The following is a 23,856-nucleotide window of genomic DNA, read 5'->3' on the forward strand; positions in this document are numbered from 1 at the left end:
ATGGGGTCGCTATATTAACGCTGTGTTGCGCGCTGGCGATTCTTTCCGTTACTTGCAGGTTTACCACCTTGACCATTACCCGCTTTGCTACGGTTTGGCTTGCCATTCCCGCCGCCATTGCCTTGAGATTGCTGACTAGCAGGGGCTTTTTTGATGAAGCCAGTCGCTGGTTTATTCGCGTTACCATTACCGTTCTGCTTTCCGTTGCCCTGATTGCCGTTACCTTGGCTACCTGTTGGCTTCTTACCACCCGGTTTAGGCTTATTGCCACCAGGCTTAGAATGGTTACGTGGGCTTTCGCCGCCAAGACCCGGTTGAGCTTTACTGTGCTTAGTTGCAAAACGTTGCGAGCCGTGACGACCAGACTTACGACGTTGCGCCGGTGTTTGTGCATCAAAGTCTTCTTCCGGAATCAAACAGCCCGGCTTGTCACCGATAAGGTGCTTCTTACCCATATCGATTAGCGCTTCACGGATAATCTTCCAGTTTTCTGGATCGTGGTAACGAAGCAGTGCTTTATGCAGGCGACGTTGACGGTCACCTTTAGGTACTGGCACATCTTCACGCTTCTTATATTTCACACGCTTCAGAGGGTTCGTCTCTGAGTAGTACATCGACGTTGCATTACACATTGGCGATGGGTAGAAGTTCTGTACTTGGTCACACTCGTAGTTGTGCTTTTTCAGCCACAACGCAAGGTTAAGCATGTCTTCATCTTCTGTGCCCGGGTGAGCCGAGATGAAGTAAGGAATTAGATACTGTTTCTTACCGGCTTCAGCGCTGTACTTTTCGAACATCTCTTTGAAACGATCGTAAGTGCCCATGCCCGGTTTCATCATCAGATCCAGAGGGCCTTTTTCAGTATGCTCTGGAGCAATCTTCAAGTAACCACCTACGTGATGCGTTACAAGTTCACGTACGTATTCTGGAGACTCAATCGCAAGGTCATAACGAACGCCTGATGCGACCATTACTTTCTTAATGCCCGGAACTTTTCTCGCTGAGCGGTAAAGGTCAATCGTGTGCTGGTGGTCTGTGTTTAGCTTCTCACAGATTTTTGGGAACACACACGATGGGCGACGACAGTTAATTTCCGCTTTCGGATCTGAACAGCCTAAACGGTACATGTTCGCCGTTGGGCCACCCAAGTCAGAAATAGTACCAGTAAAGCCTGGTACTTTATCTTTAATGTCTTCGATTTCATCCAAGATAGATTCTTTCGAACGGTTCTGAATGATACGACCTTCGTGCTCTGTGATTGAACAGAAAGAACAGCCCCCAAAACAACCACGCATGATGTTCACAGAGGTTTTGATCATGTCGTAAGCAGGAATCTTCGCTTTGCCGTACATAGGGTGAGGAACACGTTTGTAAGCAAGGCCAAATACGTAATCCATCTCTTCTGTGGTCAATGGAATTGGTGCTTGGTTAACCCAAAGTTCACGGTCTCCGTGACGTTGAATCAAAGCACGACCTGAATACGGGTTTGTTTCTAGGTGTAAAATACGGCTAGCGTGAGCGTAGAGAATACGGTCGTTGTTTAGCTTTTCGAATGCAGGGATACGAACAGCAGTTGTTTTTGCATCGTGACGAGAAGGGCGAATGGCAATGGGTTGTGCCTTTACTTCTTCCACTTTTTCGTCTTTCTTGGTATCACATTGCGTTTCTACTTCGTACGGGTTTACGGGCACGTAAGCTTTGTTCGGCTTTTCGATACGAGAAGAGTCGATGATTTTGAAGCCTTCAGGGGCTGCTGCAATATTGATTGCAGTACCACGAATATTAGTCAGCGTAGACATGTCTTCGCCGTCAGCAATGCGGTGTGCTACTTCAACTAGCGCACGCTCAGCGTTGCCAAAAAGAAGAATGTCAGCTTTTGCATCAAACAGTACAGAGCGACGGACTTTATCTGACCAGTAATCGTAGTGTGCAACTCGGCGTAAACTTGCTTCGATACCACCAAGCACGATTGGCGTGCCTTTATAAGCTTCACGGCAGCGTTGAGAGTAAACCAGAGTTGCACGGTCAGGACGCTTGCCACCTTCGTTGTTTGGCGTGTAAGCATCATCGTGACGTAATTTGCGATCAGAGGTGTAGCGGTTGATCATGGAGTCCATGTTACCCGCTGTGATGCCGAAGAATAGGTTAGGTCTACCCAGTTCCATGAAGGCATCTTTACTGTCCCACTTAGGTTGGGCAATAATGCCCACGCGGAAGCCTTGAGCTTCAAGCAAACGGCCAATGATAGCCATACCAAAGCTTGGGTGATCGACATAAGCGTCGCCCGTTACAATAATAATGTCACAGCTATCCCATCCAAGAGCATCCATCTCCTTTCTACTGGTAGGCAAAAAGGGTGCGGTTCCGTAGCACTCGGCCCAGTATTTTTTGTGTTCGTGAATAGGAGTGATATTGCTGTACATATTTCAACCTCTGATTTTTGAGGCGGGAATTATAGCGGCATGAGACTAGAGTAGCCAGTAGAACATGCCCTTGTTAATTCTAGTGTCTTTAGTCATTTTGGTGAAATAAGACACAAGAGCTACACCTCAGCATAGTTGAAGCGTTAAGTAGAGTGGCTAATTTGTTATTTTGATTAGTGTTCGCAGCAGTTTTTGATATTATTCGCGAAAATAAGTCTGAATAAGTAGATCCATAATGGTCGAATCATTATTAGTACAATTTGCTCCGATGCTATTGGGAGCCCAACTGATCTTAACCCTCATCTTGGTAAAAGGGGATATTTGCCCGGGACAACGTGGCCGTATTCACAAGATGTTACCTGCGATTGGCGTGCTTTGGCTTGCTGTTGCTTCATTGAGAATTGAAGCGTTTCTGATCGTATTCGCTATCTTTTACTTCTATTCTCAAGTTCAAACTAAGAAGACACGTGACTCAGGCCCTATCTGGGTGATGTATCTTGCGTGTGGTTTGGCGCTGTCATACGTTGTTATCCAAGCAAGCGAACAGGTAAATCCAGTTGGTATTATTACGACTGTGTTGCTAGTGGCTTTACTGGGTGCTGCTTTCGGACATTTACTGCTGACTATCGCAAGAACGCGCTTACAAGCATTTCACCGCGTTCTGCCTGTTGTGGGCGTATTAAGTGGCATGCTAGTGGTATTGGCGACCGTGATCAACGTTTATTCACTGTCTGAAGCGCAACTAGAACCTGTTATTTCAACCTTGTTGTTTAGCTTTGCTTTGCTTATCTCTTCCATCGTGGTTTGGTGTTGGCATTTACTGTTCGTTAAGACACCTGAAAAGCTTCAGCTTACGGTTTCATTGTTGATGTTATTAGCGGCAGCTGTTGGTTTAACGCCAGTTTGGGCACTGTAACTTTGTGCATTGTAACCATTCATCTGATTTAAGAAGTGTGATCTATTTTTTAGCGTGACCTTGGTAAGCGTTCTAAACTTAACTTTAGTCGGTATGTTCGTAAGGAGTACGGGATGGATTTAAGCAACGTCAAAAGTCTGGATAGCATTATTTTGCTTGGAATTGTGAATGAGAAACTTCGTTTAGAGTGCGATAGCTTTGAAGAGCTGATCAGTATGTATGAAATGGATACAGAAAGTGTTGTGGGTAAGTTGGATATGCTTGGCTATCAATACGATCCACTGACTAACCAGTTTAAGTCTTATTCGAGATAAGTCATAAATTAGCTCATGAATCGACACCATTTAAAAGTCACAGAACGAACCTGTGACTTTTTTGTTTCTTCCTTATAGTGCTGGCTTGTATCACATCATCATGTATCGATCTTAAACGACTTCAATACCATCAAGGTGACTCTTACTTTGCTGTCTTGCTGTGCTAAAGAAAGCTTGTAGATAGCGTTTGTCTTTTTCTGAGTTTCTTACCGCAGCAAATAGTCGTCGCGATAAGCCGTCGCCCAATGGTTTACTAGCGATTAAACCTTGTCTTGAAAATTCACTGATCGCCCAGTTTGGTAGGGCTGCGACCCCTAGACCAGCTGATACCATTTGCACCAACATTAATGTGTTATCTGCCTGTTTCCATTTATTCGGCTCTACACCTGCAGGTTGCAAAAAGTGTTTCACTACATCGAGACGTTGCTTCTGAACGGGATAGGAAAGCATTGTCACATTACTAAGATCTTGTGGGTCGATGCTTGGCTTCTCTGCTAAAGGTGAATTAATAGCCGTGATCAAACGCATCTCGAAATCAAAGAGTGGTTCATAGTGAACCTCTGAACGGGGCTGAATGTCTGAGGTGATCACCAAGTCTAGCTCGCCCGCCATTAATGCGGGTAGCGGTTCAAAACCAAAGCCTGATGAAAAATCGAGCGTTACGCTTGGCCAAGCCACTTGGTATTCCTTCAAAGCGGGCATTAACCATTGGAAGCATGAGTGACATTCGATCGCCATGTGCAAACGACCATTCACATCCTCTTTTAGGCTTGCGAGTTCGTTTTCTGCTTTAGCAATTCTTGGTTGTATCTCATCGGCGAGCTTAAGCAGAATCTCACCTTCAGAGGTGAATTTTACTGGCCTAGTTTTGCGCAGGAAAAGCTGACCGCCAATACGAGCCTCAAGGTCTTTCAATTGGTGAGAAAGCGCCGATTGCGTCAGATGAAGAGAGGTTGCCGTTGCTGTCAGTGAGCCGCTGTCTCTCAAGGTGGTCAATGTTCGAAGATGTTTAAGCTCTATCATGAGTATTCCTCATATTCCCTAAGCCAATTCAATATTTCTTAATAATCACCCTACGGGTTTTTTTATCATTTGTAAACGTCTAGATGTCCAGATGGATTTAAGGGCCTCATCTTTGGTCTATTCAATATGAATATTTTTAATAAACAAGATGAATATTTGGACGTTGTTCATTATTCAGATTGGGTAGATAGTTTAGCCATCCAGACGCCTTTTTGTGAGGGTGAAAATCACGATAGGCCATCTGAACAAATACTAATAATTATTGAATAAGGAACAGGTTCATGACTACAACAACGCATATTCTTGGCTACCCACGTATCGGTGAAAAACGCGAACTTAAATTCACATTAGAGAAGTATTGGCGCGGTGAGATTGATCAATCTGAGCTCAAGCAGCTCGGCAGCGAATTGAGAAATCGTAACTGGAATGTACAAGCTGAGGCGAATCTAAGCTTTGCAACTGCGGGTGACTTCGCATGGTACGACCATGTTCTAACAACGACGTTACTTCTAGGTCATGTACCTAAGCGACACGCTGGTGGTAGCGAAGACGAAAAAGCCTTCCCAGACTTAGATACCTTGTTCCGCGTTGGTCGCGGGCAATCTCAAACTCAAATACAATCTCAAAAGCAGCCAACTTGTTGTGGCGGGAAACATGGCTCAGAAAGCGCTAAAGATGGTGCTGCGGCGTCTGACATGACCAAATGGTTCAACACTAATTACCATTACATTGTGCCTGAATTCAGTAAGGACGATTCGTTTGAAGTGAGCTGGCCACAACTGTTTGATGAAGTGAGTGAAGCGATTAAAGCGGGGCATAAGGTGAAGCCAGTTCTTCTCGGCCCGCTGTCTTACTTATATCTCGGCAAAGAAGTTGAAGAGGGTTTTGACCGCTTAACCTTGCTCCCGCGTCTGCTTACTGCTTATCAAACTATTCTGGCAAAACTCGCTAAGTTGGGCGTTGAGTGGGTTCAAATCGATGAACCAATCCTTTCTTTGGAACTTGAAAAGCCATGGGTAGAGTCATTCAAGTTGGCATATCAAGTGATTCAAGGCGATGTGAAGTTATTACTTACCACCTACTTTGATTCGGTGACTGACACGTTAGATAAAATCGTGGAACTGCCCGTCAACGGTTTACATATCGATTTGGCTGCCGCACCGCAACAACTCGATGAAGTGGTGACTAAGCTACCTGAAGATTGGGTGCTTTCTGCAGGTGCAATCAATGGACGCAATGTTTGGCGAGCAGACTTAGCCGCTCAGCTAGAAAAACTACAACCTGTGAAAGAGAAATTAGGCGATAAGCTTTGGGTCGCAAGTTCATGTTCATTGCTGCACAGCCCGGTTGACCTTGAGTTAGAGGATACACTCAGCGAAGAAGTGAAGAGTTGGTTTGCTTTTGCTAAACAAAAAGTCACAGAGGTTAGCTTATTGGGTGCGGCGCTAGACGGCGATCAAAATGCCATTTTAGCGTGTGAGACGTATAGCCAACCGATTGTTGCGCGCAAGAGCGCGACTCATGTGAACAAGCCGCAAGTTCAAGCTCGTATTAACACTATTACCAAAGCGCTAGCGGAGCGTAGTGCTCCTTATGCAGAACGCGCTTCACACCAATCTGAGGTGCTGGGTTTACCGTTATTGCCAACTACAACCATTGGTTCGTTCCCACAAACCGGAGAGATCCGTGTACAGCGTAGTGCTTACCGCACCGGAAAACTGAGTGAAGCGGAATATAACACTGCACTGAAAGGCCATATTGCGGATGCCGTTAAGCGTCAAGAAGCCTTAGATTTGGATGTACTGGTTCATGGCGAAGCTGAACGTAATGATATGGTGGAATATTTTGCTGAGAATCTAGCAGGCTTCCAAACCACCAAATTTGGTTGGGTGCAAAGCTACGGTTCTCGCTGCGTGAAACCAGCGATTGTAGTCGCGGATATAGAACGTGAGAAACCGATGACGGTGGAATGGTCGACCTATGCCCAATCTCTGACCTCGAAGCAGATGAAAGGGATGCTGACAGGCCCTGTCACTATCTTATGTTGGACATTCCCGCGTGAAGACATTTCACGTAAAGAGATCACTAACCAACTAGCGTTTGCTCTGCGAGATGAAGTGTCTGATTTGCAAGACGCGGGTATCAACATTATCCAAATCGATGAACCAGCGATTCGCGAAGGTCTACCTCTGAAAAAACGTGACCATGCAGAATATTTAGAGTGGGCGGTCGATGCCTTTAAGATCTCAGCGGCGAGTGCTAAACCAGAAACTCAGATTCATACTCACATGTGTTACAGCGAATTCAATGAGATCATTGATTCAGTGGCCGCGTTGGACGCCGATGTGATTACCATTGAAACCTCCCGCTCGAATATGGAGCTACTCAAAGCGTTTGAAGAGTTCAACTACCCGAATGCGATTGGCCCCGGTGTTTATGACATTCACTCACCAAACATCCCTTCACAAGAGTGGATTGTTGATTTGCTAAAGAAAGCAGCAGAGAAAATTCCAGCTGAACGTTTGTGGGCAAACCCTGATTGCGGATTAAAGACTCGTAACTGGGCAGAGACAGAAGCCGCACTGACTAACTTAGTCTCGGCGACAAAGACACTGCGCAAAGAGTGGGAGTCAGAAGAAGTTTAAGCTTAACTAACGCTAGGATTTGATTACTCTTAAAAAATAAAGGCCTCGCAAATACGAGGCCTTCTGGTTTTATGCTTGTTTGAATCTTGAATCTTGAATCTTGAATCTTGAATCTTGAAACTAGCTGCTGCTCTGACATGTCTCTTTGCTAATCAGCTTTTCAACCATCAGTTGTCCGCGAGTGTTGCGAATCTTGATGTTGTAAGCCAAGCCCATATCGAGGTTTGCTCTCACTTCAGAGTTGGTGCAGTAGCTGTTCACACTCATATCTACAACTTGGTTTAAAGGTTTTGCACCTTTAGCATCTTGGTTGTAAATCATCATGATCTCAATCACGGTGTTTTTTGCTAGCACACGCATGACCGACAGTGGGCCATACTCAATCGGCAGACCAGCAGATAAAACGCCAGCTCGGTGCTGCGCCATCATCTCTAGCTGTCTTTGTTCGTCTTGCTCACTTGAGGCACAGCCTGTAAGTAGAGCTAAAGCCAGTGAGCCAATAATCCATTTCTTCACGTTAAAATACTTTCTTGAATGGTTTTACAATCACATTTTGGTAAACGCCAGCATCAATGTACGGGTCAGCGTCTGCCCATGCTTGAGCATCTTCCAAAGAGTTAAATTCGGCAATTACAGTTGAACCTGTGAAGCCCGCTTCGCCAGGGTTATCTGAGTCAATCGCTGGCATTGGACCTGCTGTTAACAGTCGCCCTTCATCGTGAAGTGTTTGTAGGCGTTCTAGATGTTGTGGGCGAACACTTAGGCGCTTTTCTAATGAATTTTCGACGTCTTGAGAAAAAATCACGTACCACATATTGAGATATCCTTATTTTACTTCACTAAATTGGGGTGTTTATATTCGCTATCTTGCTAATTTACGCGAACTAATTGGTATTGGAAGGGCTAATGATAAGAAATTGTGAATTGGTGCGAGAGAGTTGATGGTCTTTAGCAATTTCATTTATACAAACTAAAGACCATCGACATAACTCTCTTAATAAAAGGTATTATTTGTTGATAGCGCGAGGCTTGCCACTTTCATCAACAGCCACGTAGTTAAAGGTCGCGCCACATACTTTGTAACGGTCACCGATGCCGTGATCAAGGACAGGCTTAACCCATACTTCTAGGTCGATATTCATAGAGCTACGACCAATCTTAGTGCAGTCACCATAAACACACACGACATCGCCAACCGAAACTGGCTGTTTGAATTCGATGCTTGATACTGACACGGTGACTATTTTTCCGTTTGAGATCTCTTTCGCCAGTATGCCGCCAGCCAGATCCAGTTGAGACATTATCCAACCACCGAAAATCTGGCCTGCTGCATTTGTATCAGAAGGCATCGCTAATGTGCGAAGAAGTAAAGAACCAATCGGGTTCAAAGTTGATTGAATAGTCATTGTCGTACTCTTGGTGGTATTGATTATCTTAAATAAAAATTGATGTGTTGACTGGTTAAGCACATTGGCAAATGAGTGCAATGAACAACAACAAACCAGATGATTGCTAATTTAGTGAGGTTTTCATTAAATAATAGGCTTTATTTTGACCAGTTTCCGCAACACAAAAAAGCCAGTGGCCAATGATCACGAGTATCATTGGCCACTGTTAATAGAATATTGATAATAATTGTATCAAAAAGGGAATGAGGACTCATCCCTTAGAGTTACTTCTCGTCGGTATTTTTATCCGTTAGCTCTTTCTGCTGATCTTTTGGTAAATGCTTATAAATATATACACCTGTCAGTAATGTGAACAACAAGGTCGCGATGAGCAGACCAAACACCTTGAAGTTAACCCAAATATCCAACGGCAGGTTGAAGGCAACGTAAACATTGAGGATCGCACACAAAGTGAAGAACAGAGTCCAAGCCCAGTTGATCTTGCCCCATACAGGCTCAGGCAGTGTGATCTCTTTACCTAACATACCTTTAATAGCAGATTTACCCATAAGGTGGCTGACTGTCAGACCGATAGCGAACAGCGCATAAACGATGGTTACTTTCCATTTAATGAAGTTGTCGTCGTGCAAGAAGATAGTCATGCCACCAAATACGGCAACCATTAGAAAAGTGATGATCTGCATTTTTTCTACTTTCTTGTAGATCAAGTACGTCAAAACAATTTGAACAGCAGATGCAACGATCAAAGCACCAGTCGCTGTATAGATGTCGTACATCTTATAAAGCGCAAAGAAAATGATGAGGGGTATGAAATCAAGAATTTGTTTCATGTGGCACTGAATATCCAGTTAGTTGAGTTGCAAACAGTCTAACTAAAATTACTCCGATGCTAAATAGCCCAAGGCAATTGGCTGCAAAACTAATTATTTTATCGGCAAATCAATTCATCGGCGCTGTTTGATAGCGATGAATGAACTTCTTGGTGTCTTCTAAATAGCCTTTACTTTTCAGACTATCTTAGGTGTTCTCTATCTCTTGCTCATTTATCAACGAGCCAATCTACCAAAGTCGACAGGGACGCATTCTGACGATTCTTTGGTTGAATTAAAAAGTAACCATTTCCGGAAAAGACACTGTCTTCACTCACTTTCACCAATCGGCCCAAATCGATATCTTGCTGAGCGAGTGTGATATCGCCTATGGCAATCCCAAACCCTTGAATGGCCGCATTCATGGCTTGATCGAGCGTGGCAAATTGTTGGTTGTTCTTGCTTGAAAGGTCGAGGCTCCCGATATGCTCCAACCAAAGTCGCCAATCACTCTGCTCATTGTTGGCGTGTAACCAAGTGTACTGAGCAAGTTTGTGTGGCTTGATAACAGTCGAAGTGCTGTTTATCCGATGACTCGGCACAATACTCTGTGCTTGGCAGATGGGGGCGAGTTGCTCGTTGAACAGTAGTTGGCTAACAATCGATTGTTGGTTGGGTTTCTTGCCATAGGTAATCACCGCATCAAATGGGTCAAAGCTTGGCTCGAAAACGTGCTTGATGGTCGATGTAAGCTCAACATCAATCTCGGGGTAAGCCTGTTGAAACGACATTAACTTAGGTAACAACCAAGAAGTAATACAACTTGGCGCGTTGAGTTTGATCTTAGAGGGTGAAGTGGCAATTTGATTGAGAGCCGATTGCAGTTGTTGAATTGTCCCTTGAATGAGAGGGACCAATTCTTCCCCTTTGGGCGTTAACGACAACCCGCGAGCATGCCGATAGAAGAGATCACAGCCAAGGCTTTCTTCAAACGACAGCACCTGACGGCTCACTGCTCCTTGCGTGACATTGAGTTCATGTGCCGCTCGAGTAAAATTGAGGTGCCTTGCGGTGGATAAGAACGCGAGCAAGGTTTTGGTTGAGGGAAGGGTTCGATTCATCTCTTTACCTATGATTTTTTATCATGGTTATTATGTGATTATTTCGATTCATTTATCAATAGTGTTCTGTTTGAATGTAAATACTTAATCATCAATTGTGATTCAATATGTGTATAGTTCGCATTTTTTGAATATGAAGGCAGTGGTGAAGGCATCGTTATTACATGGAAGGGACAGTTTTTGACATCTTTTATTGATAGTTTAGTACCTCAGGCCGTAAAAAAATTAATACCTTATCAATCGGCAAGAAGAATTGGTGGTGATGGACGTGTCTGGTTAAATGCCAATGAACTAGAGAACACTTTGTTCGAAGCTGAGCCAAGCTATAATCGCTACCCAGATTTCTTACCACAAGATATTGCCAAGGCGTATCAAAGATATTGCGCAACAGAAGCTCCAACAATCGCGGTCCGTGGTGCGGATGAAGCAATTGATCTTCTGATCAGGGCATTTTGTAAGCCAGATCAAGACAAGATTCTTATCTGTTCACCAACGTATGCCATGTATGAGTTTTGCGCTGATGCACTGGCGATTGAAACGCTCGACTCTCCTTTACAGGAAGATTTTAGCTTAAACGTTGCTGACATCGTGAAAAAAGCCGAGTTGGCCAATATCGTTTTTCTTTGTTCTCCCAATAATCCAACCGGCAATGTGATTCCTAAATCAGATTTGACTCAAGTACTCGAGGGGACCGTCGGAAAATCGCTAGTCGTGGTCGATGAAGCGTATATTGAATTTGAACCTCAGACATCGGCCGTGAGCCTTATTGAGCGTTATCCGCATCTCGTCGTTATCCGTACTTTATCTAAAGCGTTTGGACTCGCAGCCGTACGTTGTGGCTTTATTTTGGCGAGCCCTAACGTGATGCAATACGTATCTAAGCTGATTCCCCCTTACCCAATGCCAGATTGTTCGTCTCAGATAGTTTTAGAGGCGTTATCTAATGAGCGTGTTGCCGTGATGAAACAGGCGACCGCTAAACTGGTAGAGATTCGTAATCAGTTTGCTGCGGAGTTAATGCAGTTCGACTTTATTGAACACGTTTATCCGTCATCGACCAACTTCATTTTGTTACGTCAAAAATCGGGGCATGAGCTGTTTAGCGTATTGATGAAGGATGGCATTGTAACAAGGAACCAAAACCACGAACCGGCTTTACGTAACTGCGTTCGAATCAGCATTGGTAGCCAAGAGAGCATGTTAGAAGTGATAACGTCACTAACACGCTACCAAACCGAATTAGGACAAAATCAACAATCTCAACACAAAGAAACTCAACCTCAACTCGATAAAAATCATATCTAGGATGGCAATGATGAAAAAGATAATTCTCGGACTCGCTTGTGCGGCCGCTTTACTTGGTACAACAGTACAGGCGAAAGAAATCCGTTTAGCGTCAGACTTTACGTATCCGCCATTCAACTACAAAAACAGTGACGGTGTGCCTGTCGGGTTTGATATTGAGATAGCTGATGCCTTGTGTGAGCAAGCCAAACTCGATTGTACTTGGGTTTCACAAAGCTGGGATTCGTTAATTCCAAGTTTGTTGGCAAGAAAGTCAGATGTGATTATGGCGTCGATGCGTATTACCGAAGAGCGTAAGCGCAAGATTTTGTTCACCGATAAGTACTACCAAACACCAGCCGTATTTGTTGCTGCCAAAAGCGCGGAGTTCAGCATTGATGAGACAGGCTTAGCAGGCAAAACCATCGGTGTTCAGCAAGGTACGATTCATGATCGCTACGTAACCGATAAGTTTGGTGACATCGTAAATATCAAGCGGTACACAGGTCAGGACGAAGTGTACCTTGATCTGCAAAATGGCCGTTTAGATCTCACCTTCGGTAACTCAGATCAACTGTCGCTTGCTTTCTTAGATAAGAAAGAAGGAGAGGGTTTCGAATTCAAAGGTAAAGCGGTAACCGACAAAGCCTACATTGGCGAGGGTACGGCTTTAGCATTAAGAAAGCAGGACTCAAAACTGGCGAAACAATTCAATGCCGCGATTGAAGAGATTAGAGCAAACGGTACTTACGACAAGATCGCCGCTAAGTACTTCACGTTTGATATTTATGGCGCTGATTTGTAATTCGTCTAACGCCTAAAAACTAGAACACCAAAAACAAAAATCCGAGAGCTGTGAGGCTCTCGGATTTTTTCGTTGATGTCCGTGGTATAAATTCAATACCACCAACTTAGCGTTTATTTATTACGCTTGCTGTTTTTGTAGCTCAGCTTCTTTCGCTTCGTCTTTGATCAGAGAATCAACGATGACTGCACATGCTGCATCACCAGTGATGTTCAGAGCAGTACGGATCATGTCGAAGATACGGTCTAGAGCGAACAATAGAGGTAGACCTTCGATAGGGATACCTGCCGCAAGAAGAACCGCAACCACTAGGAAAGAAGGGCCTGGAACACCTGCTTGACCAACAGCACCTAGCGTAGACGTTACGATGATAGCAACGTAAGCCCCCATAGATAGGTCGATATTGAAGAGCTGTGCAAAGAAGATAGCCACTAGGCCGTAGTAAATTGCGTTACCAGACATGTTGATCGTCGCGCCCAAAGGCAGAACGAATGAAGCCGTAGAGTTACGAACGCCAAGTTCCTTCTCTACCGTTTCCATTGTTACTGGCAGTGTTGCCATTGATGATGCTGTTGATAGTGCAACCGCTTGAGGCTTCTTCATTGCCACTAGGAACTTCTTCGCAGAAGTCTTAGTGAAGATTTGAATCATCAGTGGGTAAGCCACAAAGCCGAAGATCAGAATCGCAGCGATGTAAACAATAAACAGCTTGAACACAACCATAAGTGCGCCAAAACCGAATGTACCGACTGCTTCTGCCATTAGGCCGAACACGCCAAGTGGTGCGATGATCATAACCTTGTTGATCATCCAAACCATTGCATCAACAATCGCATTTACACCGTTGATGATAGGGTCACGTTTCTCTTTTGCTTGTTTAGAGATCGCAATACCAAAGAATAAGCAGAAAACGAGAATTTGCAGAATGTTTGCTTCATTCAGTGATTGGAAAACGTTGGTAGGGATCATGCCAGTGATGGTTGCCCAAAACGTTGGAAGCTCGCCTTTCGCAGCGTATTCAGAAGAGAACATGCCTTCTACGCCAGAAACATCGATACCACGGCCTGGTTCGAATACTTCACCCATTACCAGCGCTAGTGCTACAGCAAGTGCAGACGTTAGTGCGAAGTAACCCAGTGTTGTTACACCGACTTTACCAGCCGATGAGCTATTACCTAGACCAGCAGCACCTGAAATTAGGGCAACCGCGACTAGAGGAATAACCAGCATCTTGATCAAGTTGATGAAGATAGCACCCAGTGGAGCGAACATAGTTGCGCTGTCACCCATCATCGCACCGACTACGGTACCGACGATCATTGCAATAACGACTTGAATGCCGATATTGCTTAGTAAATTCTTTTCTTTTAACACTTCCATAACCTCTGTGCTACTAAATATAAAAATCCCAGAACTACTCACCAATGTACGATGTGCCATTGGATAAATATTTCGCTAAGAGTTTTACACGTATCTTTTACATTTATCAATATGAGCTGAGGTGAAAACCCTCTAAAAACACGTGGTCTAATGTTATTTGTCGCTTTTTTGTGTTCAAGCAAACGTTTGCTTTTTGGGTTTTTTGCTTGAGTATTTGCTTTATTTATAAAATTAGCATTGCCAGATATTTTGTGAATAATTATCTCTGCTTAGTGGTAGGGATGTGTTGTTAACATTTACGTTTCATTTGTGCACTTTTTTTGCTCGTTGGATATGGGGGTAATATTGATAAGTGTGTTGTGGGAAATCCAGCCTGAGCTATGCTTAAGATAACGAATTATTACCAAGATGTTACCTCTACGCTTTAAATAAACGTCTATTTAGCATCTCAATTGTAAGGAGAGGGGCTATGACTTTTATATTAAAGTACTTGTTTGCGTTTCTTCTGTTGTTTAGCTCTGCGAATGTTCAGGCCGATGATGTCTGGGTGATAGAGGTGAATGGAGGTATAGGTCCGGCGACCAGTGATTACCTTACGAGAGAAATAGAACAAGCTCACGATGAGCAAGCTAAGCTCATCATATTGAAAATGAACACGCCCGGCGGGTTAGACACGTCGATGCGCGACATTATTCGATCCATCACCACGTCACCGATTCCGATAGCAACTTGGGTTGGACCAGCAGGTTCACGCGCAGCAAGTGCAGGGACCTATATTCTTCTCGCCAGTCACATCGCTTCTATGGCCCCAGGAACTAATTTGGGGGCAGCAACTCCAGTGTCTCTTGGTGGAGGTAAAAGCCCTTCTAATCCGTTATCCCCACAAGAAGACGCGAATAAAGACGACAACGCCACAGCCAATGAGCAAGGTTCACCCAAAGAAGAGAGTTCCGAGCAAGTAAAAGCCACCACTGCGATGGAGAAGAAAGTCATCAACGATGCTGCAGCCTACATTGTCAGTTTGGCTAAGCTACACAATCGCAATGAAGAGTGGGCTGAAAAGGCGGTAAGAGAAGCGGCGAGTTTGGACTCAGAGAACGCACTCACACTTAATGTGATCGATTTTATTGCCAGCGACCTTCAGCAATTGGTTGAGCTGAGCAACGGACGCACCATCACCATCAACGGTATCAATCAGGAAGTTCAACTTAGTGATGTGGCGTTTGTTGAGCGTGAACAAGACTGGCGCTTTAGTTTGCTTTCGGTGATTACTAATCCAAACGTCGCTTACATCCTCATGCTCATCGGCATCTATGGCTTGTTACTGGAGTTCTATAACCCTGGAGTCGGCTTACCGGGTGTATTGGGCGGTATCTGTTTGTTGTTGGCGATGTACTCCTTACAAATGCTGCCTGTGAGCTACGCGGGCCTTGCCTTAATTCTATTGGGAATTGCCTTAATGGTGGCAGAGGCCTTTAGCCCGAGTTTTGGTATTTTCGGTTTGGGCGGCGTTGCTGCATTTACATTGGGCTCAATCATGCTGATGGACACCGAAGTGCCGGGTTATCAAATCGCATTGCCGTTAATTATCGGGATCAGTTTGTTCTCTGTTGCCTTTATTGTCGTAACTATCTCTATGTTAGTCCGAGTGAGAAACAAGCCTGTGACTACAGGGATGGAAGCGGTGGTTGGCGAGATAGGCAAAGTCGTCAGTGGTTTCCCGGGTACGGGCCGAGTGTTGGTTGAAGGTGAGATTTGGCAAGCTCGATGCGCCAGTGAACTGCAAGCGGGGCAGCTTATCAGAGTGACCAAACTGACTGGGTTGTTGTTGGATGTCGAGGCACTACCCGATGAGATACCACCGAGGCCCAGTTAGCGCGGAATACAGGGATACACTTGATTGAATTAATTATTGCTTAACCATCGTTACCATTAGGGGGCGGTTATGTTTATACACACTATAGGTATTGTCATCGTGCTCGTTATCTTGTTGATAGCCAGCATGTTCAGAGTTCTGCGTGAGTACGAGCGCGCAGTGGTGTTCTTCCTTGGGCGCTTTTATGGTGTGAAAGGGCCGGGGTTGATTATCATCATCCCCTTTATTCAACAGATCGTGCGAGTGGATTTACGAACAATCGTATTGGACGTACCGACACAAGACTTGATCACTCGTGACAATGTGTCGGTTAAGGTCAATGCGGTAGTCTACTTCAGAGTGTTGGATCCAAAGATGGCGATCAATAATGTGGAGAACTACCTCGAAGCGACCAGTCAGTTGTCACAAACGACGTTACGTTCAGTATTGGGGCAACATGAGTTGGATGAGCTGTTGTCTGAGCGAGAAGAGCTCAATAGAGATTTGCAATCGATACTGGATCAACACACGGATAATTGGGGAATTAAGATAGCCAATGTTGAGATTAAACATGTTGATCTTGATGAGAGTATGGTGCGAGCTCTAGCGAAACAAGCGGAAGCTGAGCGCACCCGTAGAGCTAAGGTGATACATGCGACGGGTGAGTTAGAAGCATCGACCAAATTACGAGAAGCGGCCGAAGTGCTGAACCAAGCACCTAACGCCATTCAATTGCGATATATGCAAACGCTAACCGAGGTGGCTAACGAAAGAACCTCCACTATCATTTTCCCAATGCCCATCGATTTAGTGGAGAAGATAACCGATCCGATCAAAGCGACGCTCAATGAGGCAGCAGTTAAGAAAGCGATGAAAGCCGATGAGTGATTGGCTCAAATGAAAAGCAATAAAAAAGGCTCCACAGTTGTGGAGCCTTCTAATATGTGAATCATTGGTTCGAATTAACGACCAATGATTCTAACTGTTACTTCTGCGTTGCCGCTTTCATTGGCGTAACAAACTCAGCAAGAGCTTTAAGCATTGCTTCTGGTTGTTCAACGTTATTTTCAATGATTTTCACAACCGCTGAGCCAGAGATAGCACCAGCAGCGCCAGCTACAATCGCTTCTTTCACTTGTTCAGGAGCAGAGATACCGAAACCAAGTAGTGCTGGTGGCGCATCAAACTTGTTCAAACGATCAAGTAGGGCAGTCACAGGCATGTTTGCCTTGGTTTCTGCCCCCGTTACGCCAGCACGAGAAAGTAGGTAAGTGTAGCCACCACCTAGCTCAGAAACCGACTGAAGCGTCTCATCACTTGCTGTTGGTGGAGCAATAAAGATTGGGTGAACGTCAAATTTCTTAGCTGCAGCAACAAACTCGCCACTTTCGTTGGTTGGTACATCAGCAATCAGTACTGAATCGATACCTGCTTTTGCACAACGCTCGTAGAAGTTCTCGATACCACGTGCGTAAACCAAGTTTGCGTACATCAGTAGGCCGATTGGCAGCTCTGGGTAGTTAGCGCGGATTTGCGCAATAAGGTCAAAACACACATCTGGCGTGACTTTTGAATCTAATGCACGGATGTTTGCGCCTTGGATTGTTGGGCCATCTGCAAGCGGATCAGAGAATGGAATACCAAGCTCAAGTGCATCTGCACCCGCTTCAACCAAAGTTTCCATGATCTTAAGAGATTGCTCTGGGTTAGGATCACCAACCGTTACGAATGGTACAAATGCGCCCTGATTCTTTTCAGCTAAGCGAGTGAAGAGTGATTGATAGCGATCCATTATAATGCTCCTTTCTCTTTAAGAATGTCGTGTACAGAGAAAATATCTTTGTCACCACGGCCAGATAAGTTAACGACCAATAGTTGTTCTTTCTCTGGATCGTCGTGAGCCATTTTGATGGCATGAGCCAAAGCATGAGATGACTCTAGCGCTGCGATGATACCTTCGTTACGCGCGATAGCTTGGAAAGCTTCTAGCGCTTCGTCATCGGTCACGTTGTCGTATTCAGCACGGCCAATAGCATTTAGGTGTGCGTGTTGAGGACCAACTGATGGGAAATCTAGACCAGCAGAAACAGAGTAAGACTCTTCTACTTGGCCATTATCATCTTGCATCAGTGGTGCTTTCATACCGAAGAAGATACCCGTTTTGCCGTGCTTAAGTGGCGCGCCGTGTTGGTCGGTATCAATACCTTTACCAGCAGGCTCTACACCGATCAGGCGTACAGACTCTTCTTCAATAAAGTCAGCGAACATACCGATAGCGTTTGAACCACCGCCGACACAAGCGATAACCGCATCTGGAAGGCGACCTTCACGAGCTAAGATTTGGTGCTTCGTTTCTTCACCGATCATGCGTTGGAAATCACGAACAATCGTTGGGAATGGGTGAGGGCCAGCCGCAGTACCCAATAGGTAGTGCGCGTCTTCATAAGTTGCAGACCAGTCACGTAGCGCTTCGTTACATGCATCTTTTAGCGTTGAAGAGCCAGAATGAACAGGGATAACTTCTGCGCCCATTAGCTTCATACGGAACACGTTCGGGCTTTGACGTTCAACGTCTTTTGCACCCATGTATACACGACACTTAAGACCTAATAGAGCACATGCTAGAGCCGTTGCCACACCGTGTTGGCCTGCGCCAGTTTCAGCGATGATTTCGTTTTTACCCATACGTTTTGCTAGCAATGCTTGACCAAGTACTTGGTTTGTCTTGTGAGCGCCGCCGTGAAGTAGATCTTCACGCTTTAGGTACAGTTTGGTCTTTGTACCTTTTGTTAAGTTGCGTGCTAGCGTTAGCGCCGTTGGACGACCAGCGTACTCTTGAAGAAGCGTCATGAATTCGCTGCGGAACTCAGGATCGGCTTGTGCATCGATAAATGCTTGTTCAAGTTGGTCTAGTGCTGGCACTAGGATCTGCGGTACGTATTGACCACCGTATTCACCGAAGTAGGCATCGAGTTTAGCCATTGTGTTATTCCTTCAATTCTATTGATGTGTATTCACACCAAGACATTTAATCTTGTTTGAGCTTCGCTAAAGCAAAGCTCACAAATATGTTTTTAGTTTCTGCTTTCTAATTCCTAGAGCCGAGCTTGGACTAGTAATTACGAATCGCTGCAAAGGCGTGTTGCAGTTTGTCTGCGTCTTTTTTACCCGGAGCGGATTCAACGCCAGAGTTTAGGTCTAATCCTAAGCAGCCCAACTTAGCCGCTTGGTTAGCGTTTTCTGGGTTTAGGCCACCCGCTAACATGATTGCGCTTTGGTTGTTGATTAGGCTCCAATCGAACGCTTGGCCAGTACCACCCGTTTGAGAACCCACTTTAGTATCTAGCAGGTGACGAGTCACATTGCTTTGAAGTAATTCTGGTAGCACACTTTCAGTGCCGTTTTCAGTACTGCAAGCAACACCGTAAGCTTTCCAAATTTCAACATTTTCAGGTAGAGATTGTTTTAACTCATCGACAAACGCTTGAGATTCATCACCGTGCAGTTGCACCGCAAACAGACCGAGTTCAGAAACTGTGTTAGCAACGTCAGCAACACTATGATTTTGGAACACACCCACGTAGTTCAAAGGTGCGCCGCTCATGGTTAAACGAGCTGCCTCGATATCCACATGACGCTTAGACGCTTCAACGAAAATCAAACCACCGAATACTGCACCTGCTTGATACGCTTTCGCGGCATCATCAGAGTGAGTTAAACCACACACTTTGTTTTCACCGAGCGTCACTTTACGCACTGCAAGTTCAAGGTTCTTTTCAGCCATGAGAGAGCTGCCGATTAGGAAGCCGTCTGCAAACGCTGAAAGGTCACGCACTTGTTGATGTGTGTAGATGCCAGACTCTGAAATCACGACTGCGTTTGGAGCCAGTTCGCGAATCAGCGGCGCCAACTCTTTAGTACGGTTCAAATCAGTCGAAAGGTCACGTAAGTTACGGTTGTTAATACCGATCACTTTTGCGTTTAGAGCGACTGCGCGGTGAAGTTCTTCTTCGTTGCTGACTTCGGTTAGCACACCCATGTTGAGTGAGTGAGCGACTTCTGCCAGCGCTTTGTACTCCTCGTCATCCAGTACCGATAGCATCAACAAGATAGCATCAGCGGAGTAATGACGAGCTAAGTAAACTTGGTAGGTATCAACCATGAAGTCTTTACACAAGATAGGCTGCTTAGCAATGCTGCGAACCTTAGGTAAAAACTCAAAGTCACCTTGGAAGTACTTCTCGTCTGTCAGCACTGAAATCGCGTTTGCGTGGTTGTTGTAAACTGACGCAATGTAGTCCAGGTCAAACTCGTCACGGATTAAACCTTTTGACGGAGATGCCTTTTTACATTCAGTGATGAAAACAGTTTGCTTGCCGCTCAGAGCATCATAAAAGCTGCGGTCTGTTGCAGTTAGTGATGCTTTAAACTCATCTAATGGTTGAGTCTGCTTACGTGCTTCAACCCATTGGTATTTATCACGAACGATTTTTGCTAATACTTCCGCCATTTCAGCTTCTTTGACTGAAACGTGGGTCGACAGTTTATCGGTAGTCTGTGTCATGTTCTTTGTCTCGATTCGTCGTTCGTTAGGCGTGCGCAGCAAGCTTTTGTACAAGCTCGTACGCTTTGCCTGAGTTCATTGCGTCAATCGCTTGCTGTGCGTTGGCTTTTAGGTCTTCGTGACCAAACAGGCGCATCAATAGAGCAACGTTGACTGCCACTGCGCCAACTTGGGCTTCAGTGCCTTTACCCGTCAGGATGTCGGTTGTGATGGATTTGTTCTCCTCTGGCTCGCCGCCCTTAATCGCTTCAAGAGGGTGAGTGTTCAAACCAAAGTCAGCCGGTGTCACTGTGTATTCGTGAATCTTGCCATCTTTAATTTCAGCAACCATGGTCTCGCCGTGAATCGCTACTTCATCAAGGCCGCTACCGTGAACAACCGCCGCGCGCTTCATACCCATTTGTAACATGGTTTCTGCGATAGGGCGTACTAGCTCTTTGCTGTAAACACCCATTAATTCGATGTTAGGGCGCGCTGGGTTAATCAGTGGGCCAAGAATATTGAAGATAGTGCGTGTTTTCATTGTTTGACGAACCGGCATCGCGTGACGTACACCGCCGTGATATTGCGGAGCAAATAGGAATGCTACGCCAAGTTCATCAACAGCCGTACGTGTGTCTTCTGCTGTCATCGCTAGATTGATACCGAACGAGTCTAGTAAGTCAGAAGAGCCTGATTTGCTCGATACACTGCGGTTACCGTGCTTCGCGACTTTTAAGCCACACGCTGCGGCAACAAACGCAGAAGTCGTCGAAATATTAATGGTGTTGTGACCGTCGCCACCGGTACCTACGATGTCTGCGAAATCGTAATCAGGGCGTGGGAACGGGTTTGCATTCGCAAGCAGTGCTTTTGCTGCGCCTGCGATCTCATCGGGCGTTTCGCCTTTGATTTTTAGTGCAGTCAGCGCTGAAGCCATCAAGATTGGGTCAAGTTCACCCTTGATGATCACATCAAATAACTGTTGGCTTTCTTCTTGAGTAAGAGACTGCTGTTCGTAAAGCTTATTAATCTGTTCCATGATTTCGTCCTAGTTAGTCTTTTGGTCAAGAGTCGCTGTCTTCTCAAGGGGAGAGCTTTTCTCTAAATGAATAGGTTTCTCAAGAGCCCATTCGATAGCGTTTGCTAGAAGCGTTGCACCGTAGGTCGTCATAATTGATTCAGGGTGGAATTGGAACCCACAAACCTTGTCTTGTTCTTGAACCACAGACATCACCAAATCATCGACTTCAGCTGTCACCGTTAGGCTATCAGATACATGCGTTGCCACTAGAGAGTGGTAGCGAGCGATAGCCAATGGCGAAGGTAAGCTTTGGTAAGTCGCATGGTTTTGGTGTTCCATCATCGACACCTTACCATGAATGATTTCACCAGCGCCTGCAACGGTGCCGCCATAGGCTTCAACAATTGCTTGGTGGCCTAAGCAAATACCAATCATTGGCACTTTACCTTTTAGAAGCTGAATCAGCTCTGGCATACAGCCCGCATCTGCTGGAGCGCCAGGGCCTGGTGAAAGCAGTGCAACAGGGTTGTCTAGTTCGTTGATCGCTGCTTCAACAACCTTTGCCGGAATGTTGTTACGGTAAATTTTTACGCTGTGACCTAATGAACGAAACTGGTCTACAAGGTTGTAAGTGAACGAGTCGAAGTTATCGATGAATACAATATCAGCCATGATTACGACTCCTTCTTGTTTGATGTTTGCTGATTTGCTGCTGCGCTTTTAGTATGTGCAGCTTGAATCGCAGAGATAACCGCTTGTGCTTTGCCGCGAGTTTCATCGGCTTCTGCTTGTGGGTCTGAGTCGAATACCACACCAGCGCCAGCTTGTACTTGTGCAACGCCATCTTCAACGTAAGCAGAACGAATTACGATACAAGTATCTAGAGTCCCTTCACCGGTTAGATAACCGACTGCACCACCGTAGCTACCACGACGCGTTTTTTCTACGTCACGAATAAGCTGCATTGCGCGGATTTTTGGTGCGCCCGTTAGCGTGCCCATGTTCATACAAGCTTGGTAAGCGTGCAGAGCATCTAAGTCTTCACGGAGCTGACCAACAACACGAGAAACCAAGTGCATTACATGGCTGTAGCGATCTACTTTCAGCAAGTCTGCTACGTGGCGAGTGCCTGCTTCAGCAATACGAGCTACATCGTTACGTGCTAGGTCGACTAGCATCATGTGCTCGGCGTTTTCTTTCTTGTCGGTGCGCAGTTCAAGCTCGATACGGCTGTCTAGGTCGAAATCGATTTGACCATTCGGGCGCTTACCACGGCGACGAGTACCAGCAATTGGGTAAATCTCGATTTGGTTGGTTTCGGTTTCGTATTTCAGCGCGCTTTCTGGAGAAGCACCAAACAGAGTAAACAGCTCATCTTGCATGTAGAACATGTAAGGACTTGGGTTACTTTGCTTGAGCTCTTTATAAGCCGCCAGTGGAGCTGGGCAAGGTAGAGTAAAGCGGCGTGAAGGTACTACTTGGAATACGTCGCCTTTAACTACGTACTCTTTTAGGTTACGAACCGTTTGGCAGAACTCTTCATCTGAAACGCTTGGTACCGCTTCAACGTTGTCTAGTGGCGTTACTTCTGTGATGGCTTTCAGTGACTGACATTGAGTTTGAATGTCGGCTAGACGGTCAGTTAATTGCGCTTTGATGCTATCATCTTGAGCAAACAAGCTCGCGTGAAGTAGGCCTTCGTGCTCTTGGTGATCGAAACGCAGTAGTGTTTCAGCTACGTAGAATACAAAGTCAGGGCACTTGTTGGTTGCTTCCGCATCGCCTAACGGTTCAAAGTTTGCCACGATGTCGTAAGCGAATAGGCCAGCCATGAATAACGCGTGTTTGTTGCTTGGGTCTTGCTCGAAACTGTGCTGAACCAAACGTAGAGCGTCAAAAGAAGAGGCTTCTCTTAAACGCGAGTCTTCGTCCAATTCGTTGCTTGGCTCGACAAAAGATAGCGTTAGTAAGTTTTCGCTCAGATCAGATTTAATCTCTGTTTTAACGTTTTGAGTTAGATGCTCGATCAGTGCTTGACCGTTTTGAGTCAACGCTTGAAAGGTTACTTCATGTCCGCGACATACGATGCGAACTGCAGAATCGATAAGGAGTAGGCTTGTTAGGTTCTGTTTAGATTCAATTTCAGCAGATTCCAGCAGCAAGCTGTCTGTTTTATTTTCACACAACGTATGAAAAACACTGGTTGGATCTTGCGAGTAGGGAACTGAAGAATTGATGGTCTCAATAGCTCCCAGCTTTTTGATTTCAATGGCCTTGTTCACAAGACCTCCTTTATGATTTTTTA

21 protein-coding genes are annotated in these 23,856 nt (G+C 45.3%); 7 read left to right on the forward strand and 14 right to left on the reverse strand.

All coding sequences use genetic code 11. The features are described 5' to 3' along the window. Window positions 1-14: 14 nt before the first annotated feature. Window positions 15-2,423, reverse strand: coding sequence for a YgiQ family radical SAM protein (locus WR49_RS01165; RefSeq protein WP_077680244.1), 2,409 nt, complete (start codon window positions 2,421-2,423; stop codon window positions 15-17). A 235-nt stretch (window positions 2,424-2,658) separates the two neighbouring features. Between WR49_RS01165 and WR49_RS01170 the strand changes: the two genes are divergently transcribed. Further along, complete coding sequence (locus WR49_RS01170; protein ID WP_046222785.1) at window positions 2,659-3,339, forward strand: hypothetical protein; 681 nt, start codon at window positions 2,659-2,661, stop codon at window positions 3,337-3,339. A 113-nt stretch (window positions 3,340-3,452) separates the two neighbouring features. Continuing rightward, window positions 3,453-3,653, forward strand: a complete 201-nt coding sequence (locus WR49_RS01175) for a DUF4250 domain-containing protein (RefSeq protein ID WP_017055091.1) — start codon at window positions 3,453-3,455, stop codon at window positions 3,651-3,653. Window positions 3,654-3,764: 111 nt separating this feature from the next. Here WR49_RS01175 and WR49_RS01180 read toward each other — a convergent pair whose 3' ends face one another. Further along, window positions 3,765-4,676, reverse strand: a complete 912-nt coding sequence (locus WR49_RS01180; protein WP_046222786.1) for a LysR substrate-binding domain-containing protein — start codon at window positions 4,674-4,676, stop codon at window positions 3,765-3,767. Between the two features lie 281 nt (window positions 4,677-4,957). Between WR49_RS01180 and metE the strand changes: the two genes are divergently transcribed. After that, entirely contained in the window at window positions 4,958-7,321 is a 2,364-nt protein-coding gene (gene metE, locus WR49_RS01185) for a 5-methyltetrahydropteroyltriglutamate--homocysteine S-methyltransferase (RefSeq protein WP_046222787.1), read from the forward strand. Window positions 7,322-7,441: 120 nt separating this feature from the next. Here the strand turns inward: metE and WR49_RS01190 are convergent, their stop codons facing one another. The 5 genes from WR49_RS01190 to WR49_RS01210 form a co-directional block, all read right to left on the reverse strand. Then, complete coding sequence (locus WR49_RS01190; protein ID WP_046222788.1) at window positions 7,442-7,837, reverse strand: GspS/AspS pilotin family protein; 396 nt, start codon at window positions 7,835-7,837, stop codon at window positions 7,442-7,444. 1 nt (window position 7,838) lies between these two features. Then, entirely contained in the window at window positions 7,839-8,135 is a 297-nt protein-coding gene (locus tag WR49_RS01195; RefSeq protein ID WP_004741234.1) for a YciI family protein, read from the reverse strand. Window positions 8,136-8,328: 193 nt separating this feature from the next. Next, window positions 8,329-8,727 carry an acyl-CoA thioester hydrolase YciA gene (gene yciA, locus WR49_RS01200; protein ID WP_017055095.1) on the reverse strand — a complete coding sequence of 133 codons (399 nt, stop codon included), beginning with the start codon at window positions 8,725-8,727 and terminating at the stop codon, window positions 8,329-8,331. Between the two features lie 266 nt (window positions 8,728-8,993). Continuing rightward, window positions 8,994-9,560 (reverse strand): septation protein A, encoded by a 567-nt coding sequence (locus tag WR49_RS01205; protein WP_046222789.1) that lies wholly within the window; start codon window positions 9,558-9,560, stop codon window positions 8,994-8,996. A 209-nt stretch (window positions 9,561-9,769) separates the two neighbouring features. Then, window positions 9,770-10,660: a LysR substrate-binding domain-containing protein gene (locus WR49_RS01210; RefSeq protein ID WP_017055097.1), complete on the reverse strand. Its 891-nt coding sequence runs from the start codon at window positions 10,658-10,660 to the stop codon at window positions 9,770-9,772. Between the two features lie 180 nt (window positions 10,661-10,840). Here WR49_RS01210 and hisC point away from each other — a divergent pair, with 180 nt between their 5' ends. Then, a complete protein-coding gene (hisC, locus tag WR49_RS01215) occupies window positions 10,841-11,965 on the forward strand; it encodes a histidinol-phosphate transaminase (RefSeq protein ID WP_046222790.1) in 1,125 nt (374 codons plus the stop codon). Between the two features lie 10 nt (window positions 11,966-11,975). Further along, a complete protein-coding gene (locus WR49_RS01220; protein WP_017055099.1) occupies window positions 11,976-12,749 on the forward strand; it encodes an ABC transporter substrate-binding protein in 774 nt (257 codons plus the stop codon). A 120-nt stretch (window positions 12,750-12,869) separates the two neighbouring features. Here the strand turns inward: WR49_RS01220 and WR49_RS01225 are convergent, their stop codons facing one another. Continuing rightward, window positions 12,870-14,189 (reverse strand): dicarboxylate/amino acid:cation symporter, encoded by a 1,320-nt coding sequence (locus WR49_RS01225; RefSeq protein WP_371692163.1) that lies wholly within the window; start codon window positions 14,187-14,189, stop codon window positions 12,870-12,872. Window positions 14,190-14,598: 409 nt separating this feature from the next. On the opposite strand from WR49_RS01225, the gene WR49_RS01230 reads away from it, so the two are divergent. Further along, window positions 14,599-16,005: an NfeD family protein gene (locus WR49_RS01230; RefSeq protein ID WP_046222791.1), complete on the forward strand. Its 1,407-nt coding sequence runs from the start codon at window positions 14,599-14,601 to the stop codon at window positions 16,003-16,005. 69 nt (window positions 16,006-16,074) lie between these two features. Continuing rightward, window positions 16,075-16,872, forward strand: a complete 798-nt coding sequence (locus tag WR49_RS01235) for a slipin family protein (protein WP_046222792.1) — start codon at window positions 16,075-16,077, stop codon at window positions 16,870-16,872. Window positions 16,873-16,969: 97 nt separating this feature from the next. On the opposite strand, the gene trpA is transcribed toward WR49_RS01235, so the two are convergent. From trpA to WR49_RS01265, 6 genes are all read right to left on the reverse strand, one after another. Next, window positions 16,970-17,776, reverse strand: coding sequence for a tryptophan synthase subunit alpha (gene trpA, locus WR49_RS01240; RefSeq protein WP_046222793.1), 807 nt, complete (start codon window positions 17,774-17,776; stop codon window positions 16,970-16,972). Then, window positions 17,776-18,966: a tryptophan synthase subunit beta gene (gene trpB / locus WR49_RS01245; RefSeq protein ID WP_017055104.1), complete on the reverse strand. Its 1,191-nt coding sequence runs from the start codon at window positions 18,964-18,966 to the stop codon at window positions 17,776-17,778. The genes trpA and trpB overlap by 1 nt, the downstream gene beginning before the upstream one ends. A 130-nt stretch (window positions 18,967-19,096) precedes the next feature. Next, complete coding sequence (gene trpCF, locus WR49_RS01250; protein ID WP_046222794.1) at window positions 19,097-20,548, reverse strand: bifunctional indole-3-glycerol-phosphate synthase TrpC/phosphoribosylanthranilate isomerase TrpF; 1,452 nt, start codon at window positions 20,546-20,548, stop codon at window positions 19,097-19,099. A 25-nt stretch (window positions 20,549-20,573) separates the two neighbouring features. Then, window positions 20,574-21,569: an anthranilate phosphoribosyltransferase gene (trpD, locus tag WR49_RS01255; protein ID WP_046222795.1), complete on the reverse strand. Its 996-nt coding sequence runs from the start codon at window positions 21,567-21,569 to the stop codon at window positions 20,574-20,576. Window positions 21,570-21,578: 9 nt separating this feature from the next. Then, a complete protein-coding gene (locus tag WR49_RS01260) occupies window positions 21,579-22,223 on the reverse strand; it encodes an aminodeoxychorismate/anthranilate synthase component II (RefSeq protein ID WP_017055107.1) in 645 nt (214 codons plus the stop codon). Window positions 22,224-22,225: 2 nt separating this feature from the next. Further along, entirely contained in the window at window positions 22,226-23,833 is a 1,608-nt protein-coding gene (locus WR49_RS01265) for an anthranilate synthase component 1 (protein WP_046222796.1), read from the reverse strand. Window positions 23,834-23,856: the final 23 nt, after the last annotated feature.

It is taken from the genome of Vibrio sp. ECSMB14106 (genome assembly GCF_000972265.1).
Taxonomy (GTDB): Bacteria; Pseudomonadota; Gammaproteobacteria; order Enterobacterales; family Vibrionaceae; genus Vibrio; species Vibrio kanaloae.